At 70.5% G+C, this 20,920-nt stretch carries 18 protein-coding genes and 1 pseudogene; 11 read left to right on the top strand and 8 right to left on the bottom strand.

What is annotated here, in order from left to right:
• Positions 1-472 precede the first annotated feature (472 nt).
• Positions 473-664 (top strand): hypothetical protein, encoded by a 192-nt coding sequence (locus ACIRL2_RS43960; protein ID WP_402240244.1) that lies wholly within the window; start codon positions 473-475, stop codon positions 662-664.
• Here the strand turns inward: ACIRL2_RS43960 and ACIRL2_RS43955 are convergent.
• The gene (locus ACIRL2_RS43955; RefSeq protein ID WP_402240242.1) at positions 613-2,208 is read right to left on the bottom strand and encodes an MFS transporter; all 1,596 of its coding nucleotides are present in this window, start codon (positions 2,206-2,208) and stop codon (positions 613-615) included. The two genes, ACIRL2_RS43960 and ACIRL2_RS43955, sit on opposite strands and share 52 nt — an antisense overlap.
• A 148-nt stretch (positions 2,209-2,356) precedes the next feature.
• Between ACIRL2_RS43955 and ACIRL2_RS43950 the strand changes: the two genes are divergently transcribed.
• The 4 genes and pseudogenes from ACIRL2_RS43950 (at position 2,357) to ACIRL2_RS43935 (ending at position 6,578) form a co-directional block, all read left to right on the top strand.
• Entirely contained in the window at positions 2,357-3,241 is an 885-nt protein-coding gene (locus tag ACIRL2_RS43950) for a helix-turn-helix domain-containing protein (protein WP_402240240.1), read from the top strand.
• 320 nt (positions 3,242-3,561) lie between these two features.
• A pseudogene (locus tag ACIRL2_RS43945) lies at positions 3,562-4,179 on the top strand (ATP-dependent DNA ligase); the annotation flags it as partial.
• Positions 4,180-5,325: 1,146 nt separating this feature from the next.
• Positions 5,326-5,709 (top strand): VOC family protein, encoded by a 384-nt coding sequence (locus ACIRL2_RS43940; RefSeq protein ID WP_402240239.1) that lies wholly within the window; start codon positions 5,326-5,328, stop codon positions 5,707-5,709.
• Positions 5,706-6,578: a sigma-70 family RNA polymerase sigma factor gene (locus ACIRL2_RS43935; RefSeq protein ID WP_395873098.1), complete on the top strand. Its 873-nt coding sequence runs from the start codon at positions 5,706-5,708 to the stop codon at positions 6,576-6,578. Before ACIRL2_RS43940 ends, ACIRL2_RS43935 begins: the two co-directional genes overlap by 4 nt.
• Before the next feature lie 16 nt (positions 6,579-6,594).
• Here ACIRL2_RS43935 and ACIRL2_RS43930 read toward each other — a convergent pair whose 3' ends face one another.
• Together ACIRL2_RS43930 and ACIRL2_RS43925 are read right to left on the bottom strand one after the other, a co-directional pair.
• Positions 6,595-6,789: a hypothetical protein gene (locus ACIRL2_RS43930; protein WP_402240236.1), complete on the bottom strand. Its 195-nt coding sequence runs from the start codon at positions 6,787-6,789 to the stop codon at positions 6,595-6,597.
• Between the two features lie 118 nt (positions 6,790-6,907).
• The gene (locus ACIRL2_RS43925; protein WP_402240233.1) at positions 6,908-7,909 is read right to left on the bottom strand and encodes an alpha/beta hydrolase; all 1,002 of its coding nucleotides are present in this window, start codon (positions 7,907-7,909) and stop codon (positions 6,908-6,910) included.
• Between the two features lie 920 nt (positions 7,910-8,829).
• On the opposite strand from ACIRL2_RS43925, the gene ACIRL2_RS43920 reads away from it, so the two are divergent.
• From ACIRL2_RS43920 to ACIRL2_RS43910, 3 genes are all read left to right on the top strand, one after another.
• A complete protein-coding gene (locus ACIRL2_RS43920; RefSeq protein WP_402240231.1) occupies positions 8,830-9,309 on the top strand; it encodes a hypothetical protein in 480 nt (159 codons plus the stop codon).
• Positions 9,310-10,568: 1,259 nt separating this feature from the next.
• Complete coding sequence (locus ACIRL2_RS43915) at positions 10,569-11,186, top strand: hypothetical protein (RefSeq protein WP_402240229.1); 618 nt, start codon at positions 10,569-10,571, stop codon at positions 11,184-11,186.
• A 365-nt stretch (positions 11,187-11,551) separates the two neighbouring features.
• Positions 11,552-12,478 (top strand): CehA/McbA family metallohydrolase, encoded by a 927-nt coding sequence (locus ACIRL2_RS43910; protein ID WP_402240227.1) that lies wholly within the window; start codon positions 11,552-11,554, stop codon positions 12,476-12,478.
• Positions 12,479-13,302: 824 nt separating this feature from the next.
• Here ACIRL2_RS43910 and ACIRL2_RS43905 read toward each other — a convergent pair.
• Complete coding sequence (locus ACIRL2_RS43905) at positions 13,303-13,749, bottom strand: diadenosine tetraphosphate hydrolase (protein ID WP_402240224.1); 447 nt, start codon at positions 13,747-13,749, stop codon at positions 13,303-13,305.
• Positions 13,750-13,904: 155 nt separating this feature from the next.
• On the opposite strand from ACIRL2_RS43905, the gene ACIRL2_RS43900 reads away from it, so the two are divergent.
• The 3 genes from ACIRL2_RS43900 to ACIRL2_RS43890 all read left to right on the top strand — a co-directional run bounded on the left by ACIRL2_RS43900 (position 13,905) and on the right by ACIRL2_RS43890 (position 16,802).
• A complete protein-coding gene (locus tag ACIRL2_RS43900) occupies positions 13,905-14,039 on the top strand; it encodes a hypothetical protein (RefSeq protein WP_402240222.1) in 135 nt (44 codons plus the stop codon).
• 45 nt (positions 14,040-14,084) lie between these two features.
• Positions 14,085-14,933, top strand: coding sequence for a hypothetical protein (locus ACIRL2_RS43895; protein ID WP_402240219.1), 849 nt, complete (start codon positions 14,085-14,087; stop codon positions 14,931-14,933).
• 423 nt (positions 14,934-15,356) lie between these two features.
• Positions 15,357-16,802 carry an ATP-binding protein gene (locus tag ACIRL2_RS43890; protein WP_395873090.1) on the top strand — a complete coding sequence of 482 codons (1,446 nt, stop codon included), beginning with the start codon at positions 15,357-15,359 and terminating at the stop codon, positions 16,800-16,802.
• 127 nt (positions 16,803-16,929) lie between these two features.
• Here ACIRL2_RS43890 and ACIRL2_RS43885 read toward each other — a convergent pair whose 3' ends face one another.
• From ACIRL2_RS43885 to ACIRL2_RS43870, 4 genes are all read right to left on the bottom strand, one after another.
• A complete protein-coding gene (locus ACIRL2_RS43885) occupies positions 16,930-17,229 on the bottom strand; it encodes a hypothetical protein (protein ID WP_402240216.1) in 300 nt (99 codons plus the stop codon).
• A 773-nt stretch (positions 17,230-18,002) separates the two neighbouring features.
• Complete coding sequence (locus ACIRL2_RS43880) at positions 18,003-19,067, bottom strand: methyltransferase (protein ID WP_402240214.1); 1,065 nt, start codon at positions 19,065-19,067, stop codon at positions 18,003-18,005.
• A gap of 666 nt (positions 19,068-19,733) precedes the next feature.
• The gene (locus ACIRL2_RS43875; protein WP_395873087.1) at positions 19,734-20,168 is read right to left on the bottom strand and encodes a YdeI/OmpD-associated family protein; all 435 of its coding nucleotides are present in this window, start codon (positions 20,166-20,168) and stop codon (positions 19,734-19,736) included.
• Between the two features lie 155 nt (positions 20,169-20,323).
• Entirely contained in the window at positions 20,324-20,737 is a 414-nt protein-coding gene (locus tag ACIRL2_RS43870) for a VOC family protein (protein WP_395873086.1), read from the bottom strand.
• Positions 20,738-20,920: the final 183 nt, after the last annotated feature.

Below are 20,920 nucleotides of genomic sequence, written 5' to 3'. Positions count from 1 at the left end.
CGGGGGGGCTGGGTGGGCGGCCGGACACCCCCCGGCCCGGCGGGCCGCCCCGCCTCCGCGCCCCCCCGGCCCGTGCCGCCGCCCGCCCCGCCGGGCCCGCCCCCCCCCACGGCCCTGGAGATCGCCGCGATCATCGACAGCAACGACCCGCGCCGGCCGTGGAGGCCGTCGGCGCTCGATCATCGAGACCCCGGACCTTCCGGCGGAGGACGCGCTCAATCGCCAACTTGCATCGGCCGGCCGATCTTCGCGAACGCCGACGCACAGGAGGGCCCCACCGCGTTCGCCCGGAAGCCCAAGCCGGTATTCCCGTAGGGCGCAGCAGCCGGGTGCGCGCCGCGCACGGGCCGGACGACCCGCCCAGCCGGGTGCGCGCCGCTCATGGGACGGGCGACCCGCGGAAGAGGGACACTGGAGACACAGCGGCACCGCACCCGGCACCGCAGGGTGCGGTGGGCCGCAGGAGGTTTCCATGCCTGACACCCAGGTACGTGGCGAGCACCGGCTGCACGAGGAGCACCACGGAATGCACTCGCCCCCGCGCGTGGTGGTGCGGGGAAGCGACATGCGCACGTCCGACGCAGACGCCACATCGGAGCAGACCGCCCACGCCTACGAGACATCGCAGGCCGAGGGTGACCGCGCCGAGGACGAAGACGACTGACCGATCGGATCGGCAGACCCGATCCCGGCCGGATCGGCAGGAGGCCGCACGGCCTTCGGAAGAGCCAGCGCGGCCGGGAGTCCGACGAGGGCGCCCACCGCGACCACCGCCACCGCCGTCCGGATCCCGCCCACCGAGACCAGCACCGCCAGGCCGGCCCCGGAGCCGAACTGGAGTGCGGTGGACGCCAGTCCGGAGGCGGCGCCCTGCTCGGTGTCCGCGACGCCCGACGCCGCGGCGACCCACATCGTGGTGAACACGACGCCGGTGCCCAGCCCGAACGCGACGATCCCGGGCAGCAGTGCGGCGTACGACGAGTCGTCCGTCATCCCCGCCGCCAGCACCGCGGCCCCCAGTGCGGCGACCGCGAACCCGACCATCAGTGTCCGGCGCACGCCCAGGCGCCCCGCGAGACGCTCACCCGCGAGATTGCCCACCGTGATCGACAACGTCGGCCCCAGGAACGCGACCCCCGTGCGCAGCGCCGAAAAGCCCATCTCGTCCTGGAACCACAACGTCAGGAAGAACGGCACGGCCTGCAGGGTCAGTCCGAACACCAGGATCACCCCGGTCGCCGCCGTCAGGCCGCGATGCGTGAACAGGCGCAGCGGCAGCAGCGGATCGGCCGTCCGCGACTCCACCGCGACGAATCCCGCAAGCAGCAGCAGTGCCACTCCCGCCGCACCCGGCACCCGGGGATCCGTCCAACCCCACTCCGGCCCCTGCGCAATCGCGAACACCAGCAGCGTGAGCCCGACCGTGCCGGTCAGCGCGCCCGGGAGGTCGAAGCCGGGCCGCGTCGCACCCGCGCCGCCGCGCCCGTCGCGCTCCTTGCGTCCGTCGCGTCCGTCCTGTCCCTTGAACCCCTCGCAGCCCTCGCGCCCTTCGTATCCGCTGCGTCCGTCCTGTTCCTCGCACCCTTCGCACCCCTCGCGTACGTCGCGCCACGCCGCGTCGGCGGGCAGCAGCGCGGACGCGGCCAGGGCGGCGACCACGACCAGCGGCACATTGACGTAGAACACCGCCTGCCAGCCGAACGCACTCGTCAGTACGCCGCCGAGCAGCGCCCCCAGGCTCAGCCCGCCCGCTCCCGACACCGCCCACACGGTCAGCGCCCGGGTCCGCGAACGCCCTTCCGCGAAGAGCGTGTTCACGAGCGACAACGTCGCGGGGAACAGGACCGCGCCGCCCACGCCCTGCACGGCCCGCGCGCCGATCAGCGCGCCCGGCGCGGTGGCCAGACCGCCCAGGAGCGAGCCGGCACCGTACAGCGCCATGCCGAGCACGAACATGCGGCGTCTGCCGAGCAGGTCCGCGAGGCGACCGCCGAGCAGCAGAAGTCCGCCGTACACGACGGCGTACGAGCTGACGACCCACTGCAACCCGTGTTCGGAGAAGCCGACGTCGGCGGCGATCTGGGGCAGCGCGACGTACACGATCGTGAAGTCGAGCGCGGTGATCAGGCCCGCGAGGGCGAGGAGAGCGAGTGTCCAGGCGGGACGTGTCAGGCTGGTGGGACGTACGAGGTTGGCAGGCGACGGCATAAAGGCCGACCTCCGGAAAGGGCCTCGGGAGTGAGGCGGGCGGCTGGGTCGCTTCCCAGCCTGGGCGGACCGCCACGCGCTACCCAGGTCCCGGCTTTGCCTACGCACCGCGTGATCACCCTCGCGCCGTCCCGGTTATGGTCGCCGTGTGGACGCACGTATCGAACTGAGCGAGTTCCTCAAGTCCCGCCGCGCCCGCCTGAGCCCGGGGGACGTCGGACTGCGGGCGTACGGCGGCCGCCGCCGCGTGGCGGGCCTGCGCCGCGAGGAACTGGCAGGTCTCGCCGGCGTCAGCGTCGCGCACTACACGCGCCTCGAACAGGGCCGGGCCGACAGCGTCTCGGCGGAGGTCCTGGCCGCGATCGGGAAGGCGTTGCGCCTGGACGAGGACGAGCGGACGTACCTGGGCCAACTCGCCAGGCCCGACGCCCGCACGTGTCCCGGAACCGCCGTCACGCCGCGCCCGGGCCTGCGGCACCTGGTGGCGTCCTTCGACGCGACCCCGGCGATCCTGGTCGGGCGGCACACCGAGGTCGTGGCGTGGAACCCGGTCGCGACCGCGCTCTTCGGCGACTTCGCGGCGATGCCCGAGGGCGAGCGCAGCATCTCCGACCTGATCTTCCGCCGGCCGGAGATGCGCGACCTGCACGGCGACGGCTGGGAGCGCACGGCGGTCGAACACGTCGCGCACCTGCGGGTGTTGTCCGCCTGCTACCGGGGCGACCGGAGCCTCGTCGCACACATCGAGCGGTTGCGCGCGGCCAGTCCCGAGTTCGCACGGATGTGGTCGTCCCATCCCGTCGCGCGCACGGGCCACCGGTTCTACCGGCTGCACCACCCCGTCGTCGGCGACCTGGAGCTGTACGGCGAACTCGTGACGCTGCCCGGCGACCTCGAATACAGCGGCCTCGACCTGTTCGCCGCCGAGCCGGGCTCCGCTTCCGAACACGCACTACGCCGCCTGGCCGACTTGGGCCGCGCCCGGGAGACGGCTTCGCCCGCACGCTCATCCTCGGCCGCGGGACCGCGCTAGGGGTACCGGTTACTCCCGCAGCCCGGGCCGCAAGCCCGCTTGCACCAGCGGCACGCCCGCGCCGAGCAGTAACGGGGCGCCCGGCGCCGGCCCGCGAGCGCGTCCGCAGCCGCGTCGATGCGGCGCCCGCGCAGTCGTCGCGGTGCGCCTGCGCGGTGGAGCCGGCACGCCTATTGCGATGCGGTCGGCGTCCAGGCGGTGCGGGCGCAGTGTTCGAGGTACGGAGACCGTTGACGTGCGCCTGCGTTCGGGTGCCTCCGTTCGGGCGACCCGGGCCACCGCCGGGTGTACCCGGGCGCCGGGGCGACGACGTTCCCCGCATGCCCACGCTGCCCCGGATCGCGCCCATGCTCGCCACCCCCGGCACGCTGCCGCCCGCGTCGGAGGACGACCGGTGGGCGTACGAGACCAAGCTGGACGGGCAACGCGCGATCGTCTACCTCCCCGGGGACGGGACGGTGCTGCTGCGCGCTCGCTCGGGCGCCGACATCACGGGCGCCTACCCCGAGCTACGGGCGATCGGCGAGGCCCTGGGCGACGTCGCCGCCGTGTTGGACGGCGAGATCGTCGCGCTCGACGAGCACGGGCACAGCGACTTCGAACGCCTGCAAGCCAGGATGGGCTTGGCCGGCTCGCCCGCCCGGGCGGCGCACATGGCCAAGGAGGTCCCGGCGCGGCTGATGCTCTTCGACGCGCTGTTCCTCGAGGGCCGCGACCTGACCGCACAACCGTGGACCGAACGCCGCGACCGGCTGGAGACCCTGGAGCTCCGGGGCCGGAACTGGTCCACCCCCGGGGCACTCGTGGGACACGGCGCCCAGGCGCTCGAGGCGACCCGCGAGGCGGGCCTGGAGGGGCTGGTCTGCAAGCGGACCGACGCGCGGTACGAACCCGGCGTGCGATCACGCTCGTGGATCAAGATCCGGCATGTTCGCTCGCACGGTCGGCCGGCGTCACGATCGGATGCTCGGCATCCACGTCTCCAGGACGCTCCGCTCGCCCGTCCGCATCCCGCAGAGCGCTACAGCCACTGGGACTGCGAAGCCGGAGTGGCGTAGTCCACCGGCCGGGCTTGCGACAACCGTGCCGAGATCGCCGCCGATCGAACACCGGACACTGACGCGACGCCCATATCGGGCTGTCCCAACCCAATGCCCAAAACGGCCGAATGCGCCTCGATGCCGCTGCGCCGCGTGCGGCAGCAGTGTGCACTCCCCGGTCCGTAAGGCGTTCCACCGAACAGCGCGACCAAGACCACGTCGCCGATACACACGACCTACCGCTGCGCCGAGGGCGGCACGCGGTCGGCGACATCGACATGCGCATCGTCCTCGCCAACGCCGACCTTCCCCCCACCCACCGGACGTCCCCGGCGCAAGGCAGGGCACCCGACGAGACCAGCCGGGCTCCGACTCCCACGCAGAGAGCGGCCGTCCCGCGAACGCACCCGGCACGCCTGGTACTTCCGTCCCACGACCGGGCTGGTCCTCTCCCACCGGTACGGATCCCCCACAGCCGAACCCGCGTTCCGGCAAGGCGTTCGAGTAGGACATGGCGGCCTTCGGTGTCCCCATCCTCGCCGGTGTCCACGACGACCTCATTCCCGCCTATCGCGGCCGCCCTCCGGTCGTCGTCGTACTCGACCGTCCCGGCACCGTGCCCGCCGGCTCCTGCCGCCGGGCTGCTTGCCGCCTGCGCGCAGCCGTCCACCCTCCACACGGGTGACGGCCCAACGGTCAGGCGGGCAACGTCTTCCGGCGGTGTCCGGCGCGGGCTCTGCATCGTCGTGGGAGGGCGGTGGTCGATACCGGGCCGGCGAGGACTCCAGGTGGAAGGCCCGAGAGCCTACTCAGCGCGGGCGACGCGTTGTTGGCGGGCGCGGCGGGCAGGAGGTCGACCAGGTCTGCCCCCGGCGCCCGGAAGCATGTGCCGAGCCTGGATGCGTACTGCCGAGTCACACCGCGTGCACCCGGGGAAACCGATCCGGCGGACCAGTCCTGTTACCTTCTCCCGTCGGCACTCGTCATAGGTGCGACGGCCGATTTCGAGTGGTCGTCGCACCCAACGAGTGAATCGAGAACAGGATGCTGACCAACATCATGTACGTGACGGTATACGTCACCGATCAGGACCGTGCGCTGGAGTTCTACACCGAGGGCCTCGGCCTGGAGAAGCGGCTCGACTTCCCGGGGCCCGACGGACGCTTCCTCACCGTCGGCGTTCCCGACAGCCCGCTCCAGATCATCCTGTGGTCGCAGGCCGCAGCCGCGGGACAGCCGGGAGCGCATGCAGCGCCAGGGCCGCTGATCCTCGAATCCGACGATCTGCGAGAGGATTTCGAGGTCATGGGCCGACGCGGCGTGGTCTTCGAAGAGTCCGAACCCGTGGACTATCCGTTCGGGGTTCGCGTCGAGGCCGTGGACCCCGACGGCAACCGGATCTCGCTCCGTCAGCAGCCAAAACCGTGACCGCCCACCCGTCCGACCTTGTGACGAAGGCGTTCGAAGCCCAGCGCGACCGGCTGCGCGCAGTCGCGTACCGTGTGCTGGGCTCACACGCCGACTCCGAGGACGTGGTCCAGGAAGCGTGGATGCGCCTCGTCCGCCAGGATGAGGCCGCCATCGGCAACCTGGCGGGTTGGCTGACCACCGTGGTCGGCCGCATCAGCCTGGACCTCCTGAGGTCCCGACAAGCCCAACCCACCGCCTACGGAAACGAGTTCGCGGACCTCGTGGTGCTGCCCGACGGCGACCCCGCGCCGGACGAGCAGGCGGCGCTGGCCGATTCGGTCGGCCTCGCCCTGCTCGTCGTGCTCGACTCGCTCACCCCGAGCGAGCGCCTGGCGTTCGTCCTGCACGACATGTTCGCGGTCCCGTTCCACGAAATCGGACAGATCCTGGGCAAATCCGCCGACGCCACCAAGATGATCGCCAGCCGCGCTCGCCGCAAGGTCCAAGGCACGGACCGGGTGGCGGGCCCCGGCCGCGAACACCGCGAGGTCGTCCAGGCATTCAGCGCCGCCGCCGGCGGCGGCGACTTCGAGGCGCTCCTGCGTGTCCTCGATCCGAACGTGAAGCTGACCGTCGACACCCCAGGCGGCGTTGTCGTCACTCTCGGCGCCACCAAGGTCGCCGCCGGCGCCCGCATGTTCTCCGGCGAGGCCGCCCGCCACCGACCCGTGCTGGTCAACGGCGTCCCCGGCCACATGTCCTGGCGCTCCGACGGAACCCCTCTCTCCGTCATCGCCTTCACCGTCACCGGAGGCCGGATCACCGGCATCGACATCATCGTCGACCCGGCCAAGCTCGCCTCGATCCATCTGCCCGCCCCGGCCTGAGCCGGTGGCGGGGTTGTTATAGGAGCGGACAGAGATCCACGTCCGGTCCGCCGGCCCTGGCGTGATGACGGACGAAGGTGACTTCGTCGCGGAACAGCACCTGGCCATCGGAGCTTGGAGACGCCACCTGGTCCAGGATCACTCGGTAGTGCTGGTGCCGCGGCTGGCTGCCGGGGTACTTCACCGAGCGGATCGCGACGATCAGCGGCATCCGAACGCCGTTCACAACGTCGGCGAGTCCCCGCCCTCGCGGAGCCGATGCCAGGACCGGGTTCAATTCGATCGCAACGACGTGCGATCCCGTCACCGGCCTCCGCGAGCAATACGGCTTACGCCGCCGGCCGAAGGTGGGCGACGATGCCGTCGATGTCCTCGGCGAGGAGGTGCCAACGGAGAGTGTGGCCGCCAGGGACCTCGTGGGCCGTGTACGGGATGCCCGCCTGGTCGAGAAGGCCACGGAACTCGCGCTGGCCGTCCAGGACATGGGACTCCTGGAAGGCACTGAACCACGGGATGTTCTCGGCACCCGTACCGGCCACCATGAAGATGCGCTTGTTGTGGTAGCTCGGAATGCGCTCGACCGCGTTGTCGGCACTGACCCGGGCCTCGTTCCACAACGGCACGCCGTAGATGGTGCCGCCGCCCAGCTCGATGGCGGCCGAGGACGCGTTGGCCCAGTGGCCGACGGCGCCGCCGTTGAGGCGCAGGCTGGGCGGGCCGGAGTGGGCGCTGACCGAGGCGAAGTGGCCGTAGTACTTGGCGGCGTACTTCAGCGCGCCGAAGCCGCCCATCGAGTAGCCGGCGACCGCGCGTCCGTCGTACTCCGCATGGGTCCGGAAGTTCGCCTCGACCCACGGCAGGAGCTGGGACATGTGAAAGGTCTCCCAGTTGCGGGGACCGACGAACGAGGTGACCGGGTTGGAGTACCAGCCGGCGCCGCCCCCGTCCGGCATCACGACGATGATCGGCTTGCCGGCGGTGAGTTCCCGAATGCCGCCCGGGACGTCGAAGTTGCGGAAGTCCGCGCCCGTGCCGCCACCGTGGAACAGGTACATGACGGGGTACCGGCGGCCGCTGCTGTCGTAGTCGTCGGGGAGCAGGACGTTGACGCCCGGACCGGTGGTCCACCCGATCTGGCTCGTCTTGAACCGGTAGTACTTCAGGCGGGGATCGCTCTCGTTGCTGTCGATGATGCGCAGCCCGAAGCCGTCGCCGATCGCATGGGCGGCGGACGCGCCCCCGACGACGCCCGCGGCACCGAGCACCGCCGCCGCGGACAACCCGCCGGCGGCCTTCAGGATGTTGCGGCGGGTGGGTTGGAACTCGGTCATGCCATCCCCCGTGTTCGGTTTGTGGTGTGGAGGCCGCGTGCGGACGACGTTCGGCCTTCACCGAGCCGCACCGGTCCTCATGGACGGGCGAACTGCAGGCACAGAACGACCAATCACTCTGGCGCGGCGGTTGGTTACATCCGGTGCGCGTTGATCACACACCAGTCACCTGCAATGGTCAATACCGAACCAAGCTGAGTTTTTGGCCCAGGCAATGACCCCAACTCCCTTACACACCACGGCTACACGTGTCACCGCACACCGCAGCCATCGATGGTGCCGACAGGCAGCGGCAGCGTCCCATCGCGCTGCATCCGCCTCGACCGAGCACCGTCTGTCCTGCCGTCGCACACGTCGGCGTTCGCCGGAGCGGGACGCCACGCGATAGCGAGCCGCGACGACGGCCCGAGAAGACACCGACACCCACCGGTGGCGCGGCGATCGTGCAATCCCCGGATGGATTTCGGATCACACCACTCGTGGGGCCGGTCCGAGGCATGGCACATCCGAAAGGCCGAAACCGAACGGCACGAGGGGGACTCACATCCCGCTTGCGCGTGGCCGACCGAACTGATGCATTCGGTCCACCTCGCGGTGAGCCTCCTGCCGCGATTTCTGCTTGGCAGCCAAGACACGGAAGGGCGCACCGGAGTGGGCACGTTGCCGCGTCCGCGGGGTCGGCTCCGGGTTCTCCCACGGGCTGGAGGACGTGCCAGGAGCGCCCCCGAGTTCGCGGGGTCGACGGTATGTGAGGGAGCAGTTCCACGGGACACCCGGGAAACTCCCCGCGCATGTGGGCACGACCATTCCGGGCGGCGGCGGCAACCCCGGATTCGTCCGGAACATCCTCGCCCGGGCGAGGCCGAGACCCCGGTGAAACACCCCCCGCAGTTTCGCCGGGTGTCGGCGTGCTCCGTCAAGTGCTCGACCAGGTACAGACGGACGTGCTCAGCTCCCTGCTTGAGGTGATCGTGCTTCGTGCGACGATCCTGGGTATGGCCGAGCTCGATGTTCCCTCTCCACGGCGCCGTTTCGGCACAGCCGGACTGCGTGGAGGGGCGACGATCCAACGCCCCTCCGCAGTCTGCATGTTGGTGGCGCTGCTGGACCGCTCGCTGGCACGGATCGCCGCTGCCGCCGCGGACGCGCGCTGCTTCGACCGGGAGGCCATCCTTGTGGCGGCGGACGTGTGGGACAACAACACTTTCCCGCTCTTTCGGGCGGTGACGGCCGGCACGCGAGGCGGGCGCGAGCGCCGTGCGTCGGCGGCATTGGAATGGATGGCCGGCCTCGGTGAGGAGAGACGGGCCTGGATGCGCCGTCCGGCGCACCGCCCCCGCCCGCTTTCGCTTGCAGACCGAGGCGTTCCAGGGCACAAGCCGGCCCCAGGTCACGGGTGACGACGAAGCAGCCCGCCGCCTTCTTTTGCACAACGGAGCACTCGACATCACGAGCAGGGCTGGAAAGGACCGGAACCACGATCCGTCGTGAGCACATCGGCTTGTACCGACCCGAGATGTAGCCCTGCACGCCGACATCGGGCCGGGACACCGCGCGTTCGAACCCAATCGGGTGCGAACACTTCCGGGGGCACCGACCCCACCGCCGCTCGCCATCTGGGACTGCAAAGGTCACCGGCGGCGGGTTCGTCGGCGAGGCGACGCCGCAACGGGCCGCAGCCGTGCTGAGGACCGCGCACCATCACGACCCGGATGGTCGTGTTTGCCGGTCGTGCCAGTATGATTACCGGCTTCGGAACCGCGCCGAGCTTGGTGATCACTCGGTCCGCAGGGGTACTGGTATCGTCCGCTGCGACCAACTCCCGCAACCAGCAGCGGCATTGACCGGCGATCACCATTCGCCGCCACGCAGCGAAGGGAACGCACCGCCGGATGCTCGTGGCGCCCTTGGACGCCGAACCCCGGTACAGCGCGTCGTCGGCCGAGCAGCTCTACAGGGCCGCAAAGCAAGTCGTGGACCGGTCGGCGGAGGAGAGGACCCGCGCGTCGCTCGAGGGCCGGGAAGTGGTGGTCGGCAAGGGCTTGTTCAATCGCAACGTCGCCGTGCCGGACCTCGTCCACGGAAACACCGTGAACGTTCGGATCCCCGAGCCCCTGGCGTCCCGGGAACCGATCTCATGGCGCACCGGGTTCCTGGAGGCCGAAGTCCAGGACGCCCAGCGACGTGCGGGGATGGTCAATCGACCGAGGACCTACTACGCCGATCCGCGCGGTCGTTTCCATATCCAGAGGCATGAGCCGGACGTCAGCCCGTGGATGCCTCGCGGCGATCGGGGTCCGGTGTCCGAACACCAGGTCGCCGAGTTGGCCGACGCGTGGGCGCGGACACTGGAACTCGACCTGCCGCACAAAACCGGCCTGCTGCCCATGGACATGATCGGCATGCAGGCGAGCCGCCTTCCGATGTCGCGCGTCAGCACGCGAATTCCGCACGACTTCGCTTCCTACCGAGATCTGCAGTTTGCCCAGATGGAATCCGCCCTCGCACGGCACCTGGAACGGTGGGGACCGGCGCTTGCACGCTTGGGAATGACCATGAGCGCGCACGAGTACGTCGTCGTGCGCGACGCACCCTGGATTCGGTCGTACCCGTTCGACTGGCCCCCACCCACCCCGACCGGCACCGCGGCAACCTCGGGATGCGGGGCGGCCGGATCTTCGAGTGGGATCCCGAGCTCATCGGCTTCCACGACCCGCGTCATGGCGTGGCGGTGGCCGTCGGCTGGGAGGACTACCGCGGCCAGGACGCCTCGATCATCGAGGCCCACCGGAAGGTGGCGCCCGCTTTCCTCGCCCGAGGATTCACCGAGGGCGTGGAGGCTTGGGGCCGCTACGAAGAGGCCGATCTCGCCGCGCGGAGATTGCCCAGGGCCTTACAGCAATTGACTCGCAGCGAGTCGGTGCGACAGCTCGAAGACGCGATGCCGTTGTGGGCGCCGTACCTGGCGACCATCGTCACCAACGCGGCACCACATGTCGGCATCACCAAGGAGGTCGGTCCCGAATTGATGGCAGGGGTGCTCATGGAGACGCTGCGGCCGCTGGTGGTGGCGCGCGCCGGGGCGCGGGCGAGCGCGGTCGGCGTCGCGCCCGCCTCGGCAATCCGGGACCGAACCGCGACCGCGCGCGATAGAGCCGCGGACAGCAGTCCACTCAGCATGGACGCGCTCGCGGCACCCATCCTTGGCCAGGCACACCCGGCTCGTGGTTCGGGCCCGCAGGTCGGACTTCGCCCGGCCAAGGGCAAGAGCCTCTGACACGGCGCCGGCTTGGCGAAGCCGGCGGGGACTTCCTGAATACACCCCAGGCCATCCCTTGTTCCCGAACACCGCTGCCCTGCCTGCCGGTTCATGCCCAACGCTTCGATTCCACGCCACGCCACGCCCCGCCGCGACCGGCAGCAGGCGGCCGCATGCTCTGCAAGGCTGCGAGAGCTGTCGGCTGTCAACTGTGGGCGCAGCCTGGCCGGCAGTGTTCAAGGTCCGGTGCGGTGGCTCAACCCAGTCGGAATCCGGTACAGCCCGCCCCGAGCAGTGAAGGCGTCGATTGCATTTCCCCGGCCGACCGACGATCGTTAACTTGGATCGCGCGGACTGAGACACAAGAGCGACGGGGGGCTTCGGTGTTCGATCTGCCCTTTGATCGGCCCGGCCGATTCTGGCGTGGCAACCTGCACACCCACTCGGATCAGTCCGACGGGGCTTGGTCGCCCGAGAAGGTCGCGCGCCATTACCGGGAGGCCGGCTACGACTTCCTGGCCATCACGGACCACTTCCGCGCGGAGTACGGGTTTCCCCTCACGGACACCCGGGCGCTGCGTACCTCCGACTTCACCACACTGTTGGGTGCGGAACTCCACGCCCCGATCACCGAGATCGGGTCGAGCTGGCACATCGTCGCGGTCGGTCTGCCGCTCGGGTTCCGTCCCCCCGTTCCCGGTGAGTCCGGCCCGGAACTGGCACGCAGGGCGCGAGCGGCCGGCGCGTTCATCGGCATGGCCCACCCGGCCGCCTCGCTGCTCACCCTTGCCGACGCGGAGAGTCTGGACGCCGCCCACGCGATCGAGGTGTACAACGCCCTGGCGGCCCGCGAGGACCGCGGGGACAGCTGGCACCTGACCGACGTCCTGCTGTCTCGGGGGCACCGACTGAGCACCTACGCCGCCGACGACGCCCACTTCCAGCCGCAGGACCCGCCCGGCTGCGCGGCCTGGGTCCAGGTACGCGCCGAATCCCTCGTACCCGAGGCCCTTGTCTCGGCGCTCAAGGCCGGCCACTACTACGCGAGTACCGGCCCCGAACTTCACGATGTCCGCGTCGACGACGGCTGGATCACCGTTCGCTGCTCGCCGGTACGCAAGGTCCTGATCACCGGCGGCACCCCCGGGCTACAGGTCGTCGAGGGTAAGGACCTCAGCGAAGGCACCCTGCCCGTGACGATGTTCGCCGGCGGGTACTGCCGTGTCACTGTGGAGGACGCCTCCGGAGGACGGGCTTGGACCAACCCGATCCGACTCGAACCGCGTGCCCCCGTGTCGATCGAGGCATAGCCGAGACGCCGGACAAGAAACCGACAGTCGATCAAACAAGGGAACGTCCCTCATGCTCTGGCCGGCACTCGCGCCCTCTTCCATGGGGAACTGACGCCTGATCAGGTGCGGTGGCTGCTCGACGCGTTTCGGCTCGGAAAAGTATCACCCGCCGAAAGGCCCGGAGCGGTGAAGAGCATCGCGCACCGTTCCTTCGTCGACGACGCGGGCGGCCGCGTGCTACTCGACCTCGCCCGCGGCGGCGAGTCCGGCTGGTCGCGACTGCGGCGCGCAACGCGTCGACGCGCAGGAGTGGGGCCTTGCGCTTGGCCAACCCCCGGTCGATGCAATCGCGTTGGTGGTCATCGATCACCGCGCGGTCGTGGTGTCCGGGATCGGCACGCCGTCCGCACGGTGACGCGCGCATATACCGCGTACATCACCCGTCGGATCGTGGAGGGCGTAGCCGCCCCACCAATCTTTTGTGGCCGGCCTGGAGGTCGTTGCTGTCCACGAGGTCCGAACGGCCCGCGGCGGCTCTGGCGACAAAGGGGCGGGCCCAGCGGACGCGCGCCGCCGGTTCCGCGTGGCTTCGCCGACGTAGGGAGGGACCATCCCAGATGTTCGTTCCCTGGTTGAGCGCCCCCAATACCGCCCAATATCCCGATTATCGCGATCGGCGACCGATGGAGGACCCGCGTCGGCGGCGGCCGTTCGTCCTCGCGGTCGAGACGTTCGACCCCGAGTCCGCGACGGACGAGAGCCGGTCCACGAACGCCGGACCCGTGCCGAGCCCGCCGGACGCTCGGGCGCGCCGCGCGAGACGGCCACTTCCGTCTTCATCCTCATCTCGGAACCCGCGTGCCCCCCGGGCCCTCGGCGTACGTCTCGGCCGTGATCCGCTCGAGGGCCCGGGTCAGTGCCGCCCGCAGGTCGTCGTGTCGTTCGTCGAGTCGGAATCGCGGTTCGCCCCGGTCGGGATAGCGCCGGACCGGACCGTGTCGCAACGCGTCGGGCTCCCACGCGTAGCGGGCGTGGACGTGGCCGTGCAGGAGCGGGAGGGGGTTGCCCAGAACCTCGTAGTTGACCCGGAGGAACCCGGGGTCCGCATCGGAGCAGGCGTGCTGGACTGCCTCGCCGAGCAGGGCGAGATCGAACATGAACTCCGCGCGCTCGCGCCGTCCCGGATCGGTCAGGTGGTCGGCATCGCCGTCGTGGAGGAGGACGCAGTAGCCCGGTAGGTGTCGCGTGTCCCCGATGACGGCCCAGCCGCTGCGCATGCGCGCCGGCACCGTGCAATTCTCTCCGCGCCTGGCGGCCCCTACCCGATCGTTTCGCCAATCCGACATGAGCGCGTGGTCGCACGCGCGACCGCGAGCCCGCGTGGTCGAACCGTGCACCGTACATCGCCCGGTTCGGACCCGAACCCCGTGACGAGGAGGACCAAATGTTGGAAATCGCAGGAAAGGTGGCGGAGTTTGCCGAGGGACAGGCAGGACAGGTCACCGTGCGGCAGGCGTTGCTCACCGGGGCCGACGACACGATGCTGGTCGCCCTGGTGGACGCCGGGGTCGCCGAATAGGGCGTCCCGAGGCTGGTCCTGCGGATCCGAGGCGGCGCCAGGCCGATGTTTCCCCGGCTGCGCGCGGCCTGGCTGTTGCTGGATCCAGCGCGGCCCGGCTGGGAACGGGACCTGCCGGCCGCCGGGGTGGTCTCGTACGGCTCGGCCTCCCGGGTCCACGGCCTGGGCGATCTACCCGGCCCGGGGCCCGAGTTCACCCTGCCGCCGGGCACCTCCGTGCCGGAACCCGCGGAGTCGCGGACCACTGTCCACGTGGCCGGGCTCGCGCCCACCGAGTGGCAGCTGGTGGACGGCCTGCCGGTGACCACACCCGCCCGCACTTTGCGCGACCTCGCGTCGGTTTCCACCGTCGACCAGGACACGCTCGGCCGCGTGGCGTCGAGCATCGTCCGCCGCAAATCTCGCGACGCCCGCGGAACTGGCCGAGGTGCTCGACGCGCTCCTGGTCGAAAGGGCCGGGACGCGGACGGTCGACGCTGGTTGCGCTTCCTGCATGCCCCACGAGAACCGAACGGAGTGGCGAGGCACATGGACTACGGCAATGTGGACGAGGCCACCCACATCCACCGCGACGACTTCCGCGCCGAATTCCCGACCTGGGATCGGTTTCGCGGGTTTGTGGAATCCTGGGCACGCTATCCCGAGTTCGGCTGGGACCGTGCCGCGCACCAGGTTTTGTCCGCCGACCTGGCCCAACGTCCGGCCGCCACCGGGGAGAATGTAGCGTGTGCCACTCGCGGAGGGTTGACAATGCGGGGGCGGACCGCGACTCGAGACCGCCGATCGGCACCTCGCCGGGATCGGGACGCCGCCGATCTCCCGGGCGACCTTCTCGGCAATTCCAGCGACCTGGGCCACGCCACGCCCTCGCGGACCTGCGGGACACCGGGATGATCGTCCGCAGCCCCGACGCCTCCCACGGCAAACGCTCCGCGTACCGCATCACCGAACCCATCGTGTCCTTCCACCACACGGCACTGCGCTCCGAGTGGAGCGACCTGGAGGGCCCCGGCCACGCCGCACAGGTGTGGGACCGATCCCGGACCACCTTCCTCGGCAAGATCGTCGACACGCACTTCGAACAGGTCTGTGCCGCGCCTGGACCTGCCGGTAAACCTCCCCGAGACCCTCGGCGGCCACCGCGTGCGCGTGCAATCCGGCACCGGCGCCATCCCCGCCCCCGCCGCCGGAAACGGCCTCGAGGGCACGCCGCCGGAACCTTTCACTAAAGGCAAATCAGGGTAGGATGAATCTATGTAGACACCAACTACATAGATTGAATCTATGTAGCTCATTCCTAGCTCGATGGAGAACGGGATGTCGTTCGTCGGTCGACGCATTGAGCTCGCACTGCTGGCCAAGCGTCTCGAGCGGGTGGCCGCCACGGGCGCCGGGGCCGCGCTCGCGTTGCGCGGTCGACGTCAGGTCGGCAAGTCGCGCCTGGTGCAGGAGTTCTGTAACGCGGCCGGCGTACCGTACGTGTTCTTCACCGCCACCAAGGGCGCCTCGCCGGTCGAGGCGGTGGCGGACTTCCTGACCGAGCTGGCGGAGTCGTCGCTGCCCGGGGACCCCGAATCGGTACCCTCGGGAGGCGCCGGCAGCTGGCCGGACGCCTTCCGGGCCCTAGCCTCCGCCCTGCCCGACCGACCCACCATCGTGGTGATCGACGAGTTGCCCTGGCTGGCGGAGCAGGACAGCCTCTTCGACGGAGCGTTGCAGACCGCGTGGGACCGACTGTTGTCCAAGCACCCGGTGCTCCTGCTGCTCCTGGGCAGCGATCTGCACATGATGGAACGGCTCACCGCCTACGATCGGCCGTTCTACGGCCGCGCGGACAACCTCGTGCTCGGCCCGCTCAACCCGGCCGAGACCGCGGACGCCCTCGGACTCGGAGCCGCCGACGCCATCGACGCGCACCTGGTCTGCGGCGGACTGCCCGGCATCCTGCGCGCCTGGCCACACGGCACCCCCGCACTTCCCTTCCTCCAAGCCGAGTGCGCCGACCCGGCCTCCCCGGTCTTCGGCATCCCGGAATCGTCCCTGTTGGCCGAGTTCCCCGCCCCGGACCAGGTCCGGCGGGTCCTCGAGGCCGTCGGCGGCGGCGATCGCACCCACGCGAACATCGCCGCCACCGCCGGCGGCAGAAGCGGCGCCATCCCCTCCGGCTCACTGTCCCCCGTACTGCGCCGCCTCGTCGAGGAGAAACGTGTCCTCGCGATGGACGAGCCCCTCTCTACCCAGCCGGGCAAACCGGCGCTCTACCGGGTCCAGGACAGCAACCTGCGCCTGTATCTCGCGGTCCTTCGCATGGCCCAGGAGCAGGTACGGCGGGGCCGTCCGGAAGCCGCCTACCGACTCGTCGAACGCCGCTGGGCCGCGTGGCGCGGCCGCGCCGTCGAACCACTGGCCCGCGAGGCGCTCGAACTCGCCGCCGGCGACGGCAGGTTGCCGTGGGACGACATCGAGGCGGTCGGCGGCTGGTGGAACCGCCGCTTCGACCCCGAAGTCGACCTCGTCGCCGCGGACCGCGCACCCGTCGCCCGCCACGTGCGCCTGGTCGGCTCCATCAAGTGGCTGTCGGGCCCGTTCGACCGCCACGACATGGCCGACCTCGCCGCAGCCGCTCCCCAAGTACCCGGCTTCACCCTCGGCTCGACCACCCTCGCCGTGGTCTCCCTCTCCGGAATCGCCAACGACGTTCCCAGCGAACCGATCGGACTCCGGTGGGGCCCCGAAGATCTCATCGAGGCATGGCGCCGATGAATGACCCAGCTTTCCCCGGCCATACTGGGACAAATTGTGATAATGCTTGGTGGGTCGCCGTGCTGACAGCAAAAGATCTGCTGATTCTGGGCCTCGGATAAGTCGTGGCGATCGCGGTCGGCGTCGGTCATCGACCGCTCTTGAGTGTCTTGAGCAGCGCGCTGCAGGTCGCGGTGACTTCCTCGACCTTCTCGGGGTCCGCGGGCGTGAGCGTCCCTGGGATGTCGGCCCAGCGGTCGAGTTCCGCCTCCCATGCCTGGATCTTCATCGGGTCCGGTTTCGCGCTGCGCTGTTCCTCGTGGACCAACCTGGTGTATCGAGCGGTGAGGAGGTTCAGGCCTTCGAGGGCGACCTCGTACGCCAGTGCGTCCCGCTGGGACCAGGTGGTGGGCCCCAGGTTCCCTACGATCGAATCGTCGTCTCGCATTGCATGCTCCTCGAGCGTCGTGGCGGACTGGGGGCGGTAGTCGCGGGCACGGAACGGCCGCGACAACGGGCGGTTGCGCGGTGGCGCGCCGCCGTCCGCATCGCGTCGGATAGCCTCCCCATATCCGACGCGACAAACCGGGCGCGCCATCACGCTAGGTCGCGGGAACGCGTGGGCGAGTTCCGCGCCTACGCGGCGAAACGGCGTGCCGCCTCCTCTACGAAGGCATCGACCGTAGCTCGGGCTTCCTCGATGCGCCGGTGGCCGTCGAGCATCGGGTTTGTGCGTGTCGATCGCCTTTTCGCGGGCGTCGGTGGCCGGCGCGACGAGACCGGGGTCGGCACCGAGCAGACGCGGTCCGCTGTCCGGGAACGCGGATACTGTCGTGCCACGGCATGCCGCTCCCACAGGGCCACTCGATCGGACCAACGTGGTGCGAGCCGTCCTCACCCGTCGCGAAGCTCCGGGCAGGCCCCGCTCGGACGCCGTCCGTAACGCGCGTCACGGAACCTCGCGGCCTGCTCACCGGTCTCACCGGTCACTGCGGCACGCCCCTCGTGCCCGGTGGCGACGCGGCAGGGCGACCGTGATGGTGGAGATACCGACCAGGTCCGCTTCGATCGGGCCGGACTGCTCCGGGTCGACGTGGCCGGCGCCCTCGGGCTCGGCCGGGTCACCGTCCTTTGCGGCATACGAAACCCGCGCGCACCCCTGGTCATCGGCTCCCAGGGCCGGAAAAGGCCGCACCCCTGCCGAAGCGGAGGGCCGTTGGGTCAGTCGATGGCAACGGCCTCCACGACGGACAACACCGTGGGGGTGTCGAGGATGCGGTTCAGCCGCAGGCCGGCCTCGGCGAACAGAGCCGCGAACTCCGGCGCGGTGCGCTCCCGGCCGGCCAGGGAGGCCATCATCATCAGGTCCAGTGCCTTGGCTTGGTGCCGGACGTTGCCGGGCGGGACGACGGCGTCCATGACCAGGACACGCCCGCCGGGGGCCATCGCGCGGCGGCAGTTGCCCAGCAGGGCCACACAGTGCTCGTCGTCCCAGTCGTGGGTGATCCGCTTCATCATGTAGACCTCGGCGCCGTCGGGAACGGAGGCGAAGAAGTCACCCTCGGCAAGCCGCCAACGTCCCGCAAGGTCTGGGGAGTCCAGGCGGTGGCCGGCCAACACGTGCTCCCGGTCGTAGAGCACGCCGTGCAATGCGGGCCGGCCGCGCAGGACGGCCCGGAGCAGACCGCCGTGGCCGCCGCCGACGTCGACCACCACACCGTGTTCGGGGAAGTCGTACGCGTCGGCGATCGGCTGGTCCTCCGGGTCGGACATGGCCGCCATGCCGTCGTGGAAGACGGCTGCCGTGGCGGCGTCTTGGGCGAAGTGGTCGAAAAACGGCATCCCGAAGATCGCGTCGAAGCCCGACCCGCCCTCGCGGAGGCAGCGGTCCATCTCACCGGCCGGCAGCCACATGGTGCGGTCGGTGATCATCAGGACAGCGGACCGCACGGACAGCGGGGCGTCGGTGCGCAGCGCGCTGCCGGCGGCGGTGAGCCGGAAGGCCCCGGTGCCGTCCTCGGCGAACAGGCCCCTCGTGGCCAGAAGTCGCAGGACCCGGTGGAGGTACGCCGGGTCGGTGCCGGTCGGGCCGGCCAACTCGGCCGCGGTGCGCGGGCCTTCGGCCAGGTGGTCGGCCACCCCGACGGCGGCGGCCGCCCGAAGCGCGGCCGGGTACAGGTAGGCCAGTGCCTCGTCGATCAGATACGCCGCCGAGGCGCGGCCGTCCGGATCGGCGGCGTCGGCCGGTCCGACACCGTCGGCGGGTCGGGGCTGGACATCACTCACCGGATGACCTCCTCGTCGCGGGGGTGACCGTACTGTCGCCTCATCGTGACAGCCGGTGTACGACGTGGATGCGGATTTCTCGCATTCCGTCGGGGCCGGGTCCTCCACGAGATTCGATGTGGCTTCCGGACAAGAGGAGATGGTCGGTGAGCGCTCGGTGGACGGGCCCGGTCCGGCGCTGCGCGAATGGTCGAGTCCGTGTCGCCCCATCCGCCAAAACGTGCCCGCCCGTGTCGAGTTCGTTCCTGTCGCGCGGCGAAGGGCACCGCGCTCCCGGTCCGCCCGCAGGCCGCACCGCACGTGGTGGCTCATTGCAGTTCTCCCGCGCCGATCGGAACGTACCTCGGCCTCGACGGCCCGGTGCCGTGCCTCGTCCGTAGCGGCGTCCTGCGCATAGACCTCGCCCGGGAGACGCTCACATCGGCGCCGAGCACCCGGTCCATGGCGGCGCCCAGTGCCGCGAGCGGACAGCGGAGGGGTGTCGGCCCTTCTCGGTCACCCGCGCGAACAGATCAAAGGGGCGGCCGTGCCGCCGCCGGACAGTTCGCCGAGCGGGGCATGACCGTCCCGATCGGCGCCCGGGTCCGGTGGCGGGGCGATGAGGCCGCCGCGGGTCGGTGCAGGTCAGGGTTTCCCTCCATAGCCGGGGGTCTCGCTTCTCAGGGGTCAGCCCCGCAGGGTGGCGATGGCCTTCTCGATGCGCCGTCGGCGCGTCTCGGGCTTCTTCGCGCTCTCGATGGCGCGCACATGCTCGCGCTTGTGGCTGTACGCGAGGTTGTCGTACGCGGCGCGGGCGAGGGGGTCGTCGTCCAGAGCCTGGGCGAAGTCCGCGGGCTCGACGACGACGCGCGGCTCTGTGTCGAGCTCCAACTCGACCTCGGCCTCCTCGCCGATCGCGACACCGGCGGCCTGCCGGTTGGCGTTGCTGAGACCGAGCAGGTGGCGGCCTCGCAGGATGGCGACCCGGCTCTTCCAGGAATGCCCGTTGACCGTGATGGTCACCGGCGGCCGCGCGCCCCCGCCGAGCGCTGCCACCACCTCGGGCGGAACTTCCAGGCCCCGCATGGGCTCGGGTGGCTCCACGAGGGTGCGAAACTTCATGATCCTTCTCCCATTGTTCTGCCGGCTCAGCGCGAGTCCGGCCCGCCCGGCTCCGATGGCCGCTCCCACTGCCCACACCGGGATCATCGCCGTGCCCAGAACGGCTACGGCACGCGCCGCGCCGTCCCGGACGGCTGCGAGGCGAGAGATCGCGGCTACTCGGCGTAGGGCTGGTCGGTTCCCTGGGCGCTGTAGCCGAGACTCCAGATATAGCCGTCCGGGTCGGCGAAGGTGCCGCCGTACCCGCCCCACGGCAGAGCACCGGCAGGCTTGAGGATCTTGGCGCCGGCCTTACCGGCCTCCGCCATGATCTCGTCGACCCGTGCCTCACTGCGAACGACGTAGGTCAGAACCAGCCCGCTGAAGCCGCTGCCTTCCGGATCCGTGCCCACCTGGCCGGCCAGACCCTCGCGAGCGTAGAAGCCGACCGGCGACGCGCCGTCCGAGTCGAAGAACACCGAGATGCCGAAGTCGTTCTTGACCTTCCAGCCGAGCCCCTCGGCGTAGAACCGCTTGGCCCGGTCCATGTCCCGGACACCGAGGAGGATCGAGCTGACGTGCGCCTTCATGACGTGCTCCTTGCACAGAGGGTGGATGGACGCGTGCCGGACATCCGGGCTGGGGGCCCGGCCGTCACATCGGCGCGTGTTCGCCGGTCGATCGGTATGACAGGACCGGATGGAGAAATGTGACCGATGGTTGAACAGGACCGGCCGACCGAACCGTTCGCCGAGCACCCGGCGGGTCAGGCG

Source organism: Embleya sp. NPDC127516 (assembly GCF_044765325.1).
Lineage (GTDB): Bacteria > Actinomycetota > Actinomycetes > Streptomycetales > Streptomycetaceae > Embleya.
Note: the sequence above shows the minus strand (reverse complement) of the source record. Positions and strands in the feature narration are given on the sequence as shown.

What these genes read in the sequence shown, in the direction of transcription:
- ACIRL2_RS43960 (WP_402240244.1), top strand. Translation starts at nt 473, where the DNA reads ATGCCTGACACCCAGGTACGTGGCGAGCACCGGCTGCACGAGGAGCAC.
- ACIRL2_RS43955 (WP_402240242.1), bottom strand. Translation starts at nt 2,208, where the DNA reads ATGCCGTCGCCTGCCAACCTCGTACGTCCCACCAGCCTGACACGTCCC.
- ACIRL2_RS43940 (WP_402240239.1), top strand. Translation starts at nt 5,326, where the DNA reads ATGCTGACCAACATCATGTACGTGACGGTATACGTCACCGATCAGGAC.
- ACIRL2_RS43930 (WP_402240236.1), bottom strand. Translation starts at nt 6,789, where the DNA reads ATGCCGCTGATCGTCGCGATCCGCTCGGTGAAGTACCCCGGCAGCCAG.
- ACIRL2_RS43925 (WP_402240233.1), bottom strand. Translation starts at nt 7,909, where the DNA reads ATGACCGAGTTCCAACCCACCCGCCGCAACATCCTGAAGGCCGCCGGC.
- ACIRL2_RS43915 (WP_402240229.1), top strand. Translation starts at nt 10,569, where the DNA reads ATGCGGGGCGGCCGGATCTTCGAGTGGGATCCCGAGCTCATCGGCTTC.
- ACIRL2_RS43900 (WP_402240222.1), top strand. Translation starts at nt 13,905, where the DNA reads ATGTTGGAAATCGCAGGAAAGGTGGCGGAGTTTGCCGAGGGACAGGCA.
- ACIRL2_RS43895 (WP_402240219.1), top strand. Translation starts at nt 14,085, where the DNA reads ATGTTTCCCCGGCTGCGCGCGGCCTGGCTGTTGCTGGATCCAGCGCGG.
- ACIRL2_RS43890 (WP_395873090.1), top strand. Translation starts at nt 15,357, where the DNA reads ATGTCGTTCGTCGGTCGACGCATTGAGCTCGCACTGCTGGCCAAGCGT.
- ACIRL2_RS43885 (WP_402240216.1), bottom strand. Translation starts at nt 17,229, where the DNA reads ATGCGAGACGACGATTCGATCGTAGGGAACCTGGGGCCCACCACCTGG.
- ACIRL2_RS43875 (WP_395873087.1), bottom strand. Translation starts at nt 20,168, where the DNA reads ATGAAGTTTCGCACCCTCGTGGAGCCACCCGAGCCCATGCGGGGCCTG.
- ACIRL2_RS43870 (WP_395873086.1), bottom strand. Translation starts at nt 20,737, where the DNA reads ATGAAGGCGCACGTCAGCTCGATCCTCCTCGGTGTCCGGGACATGGAC.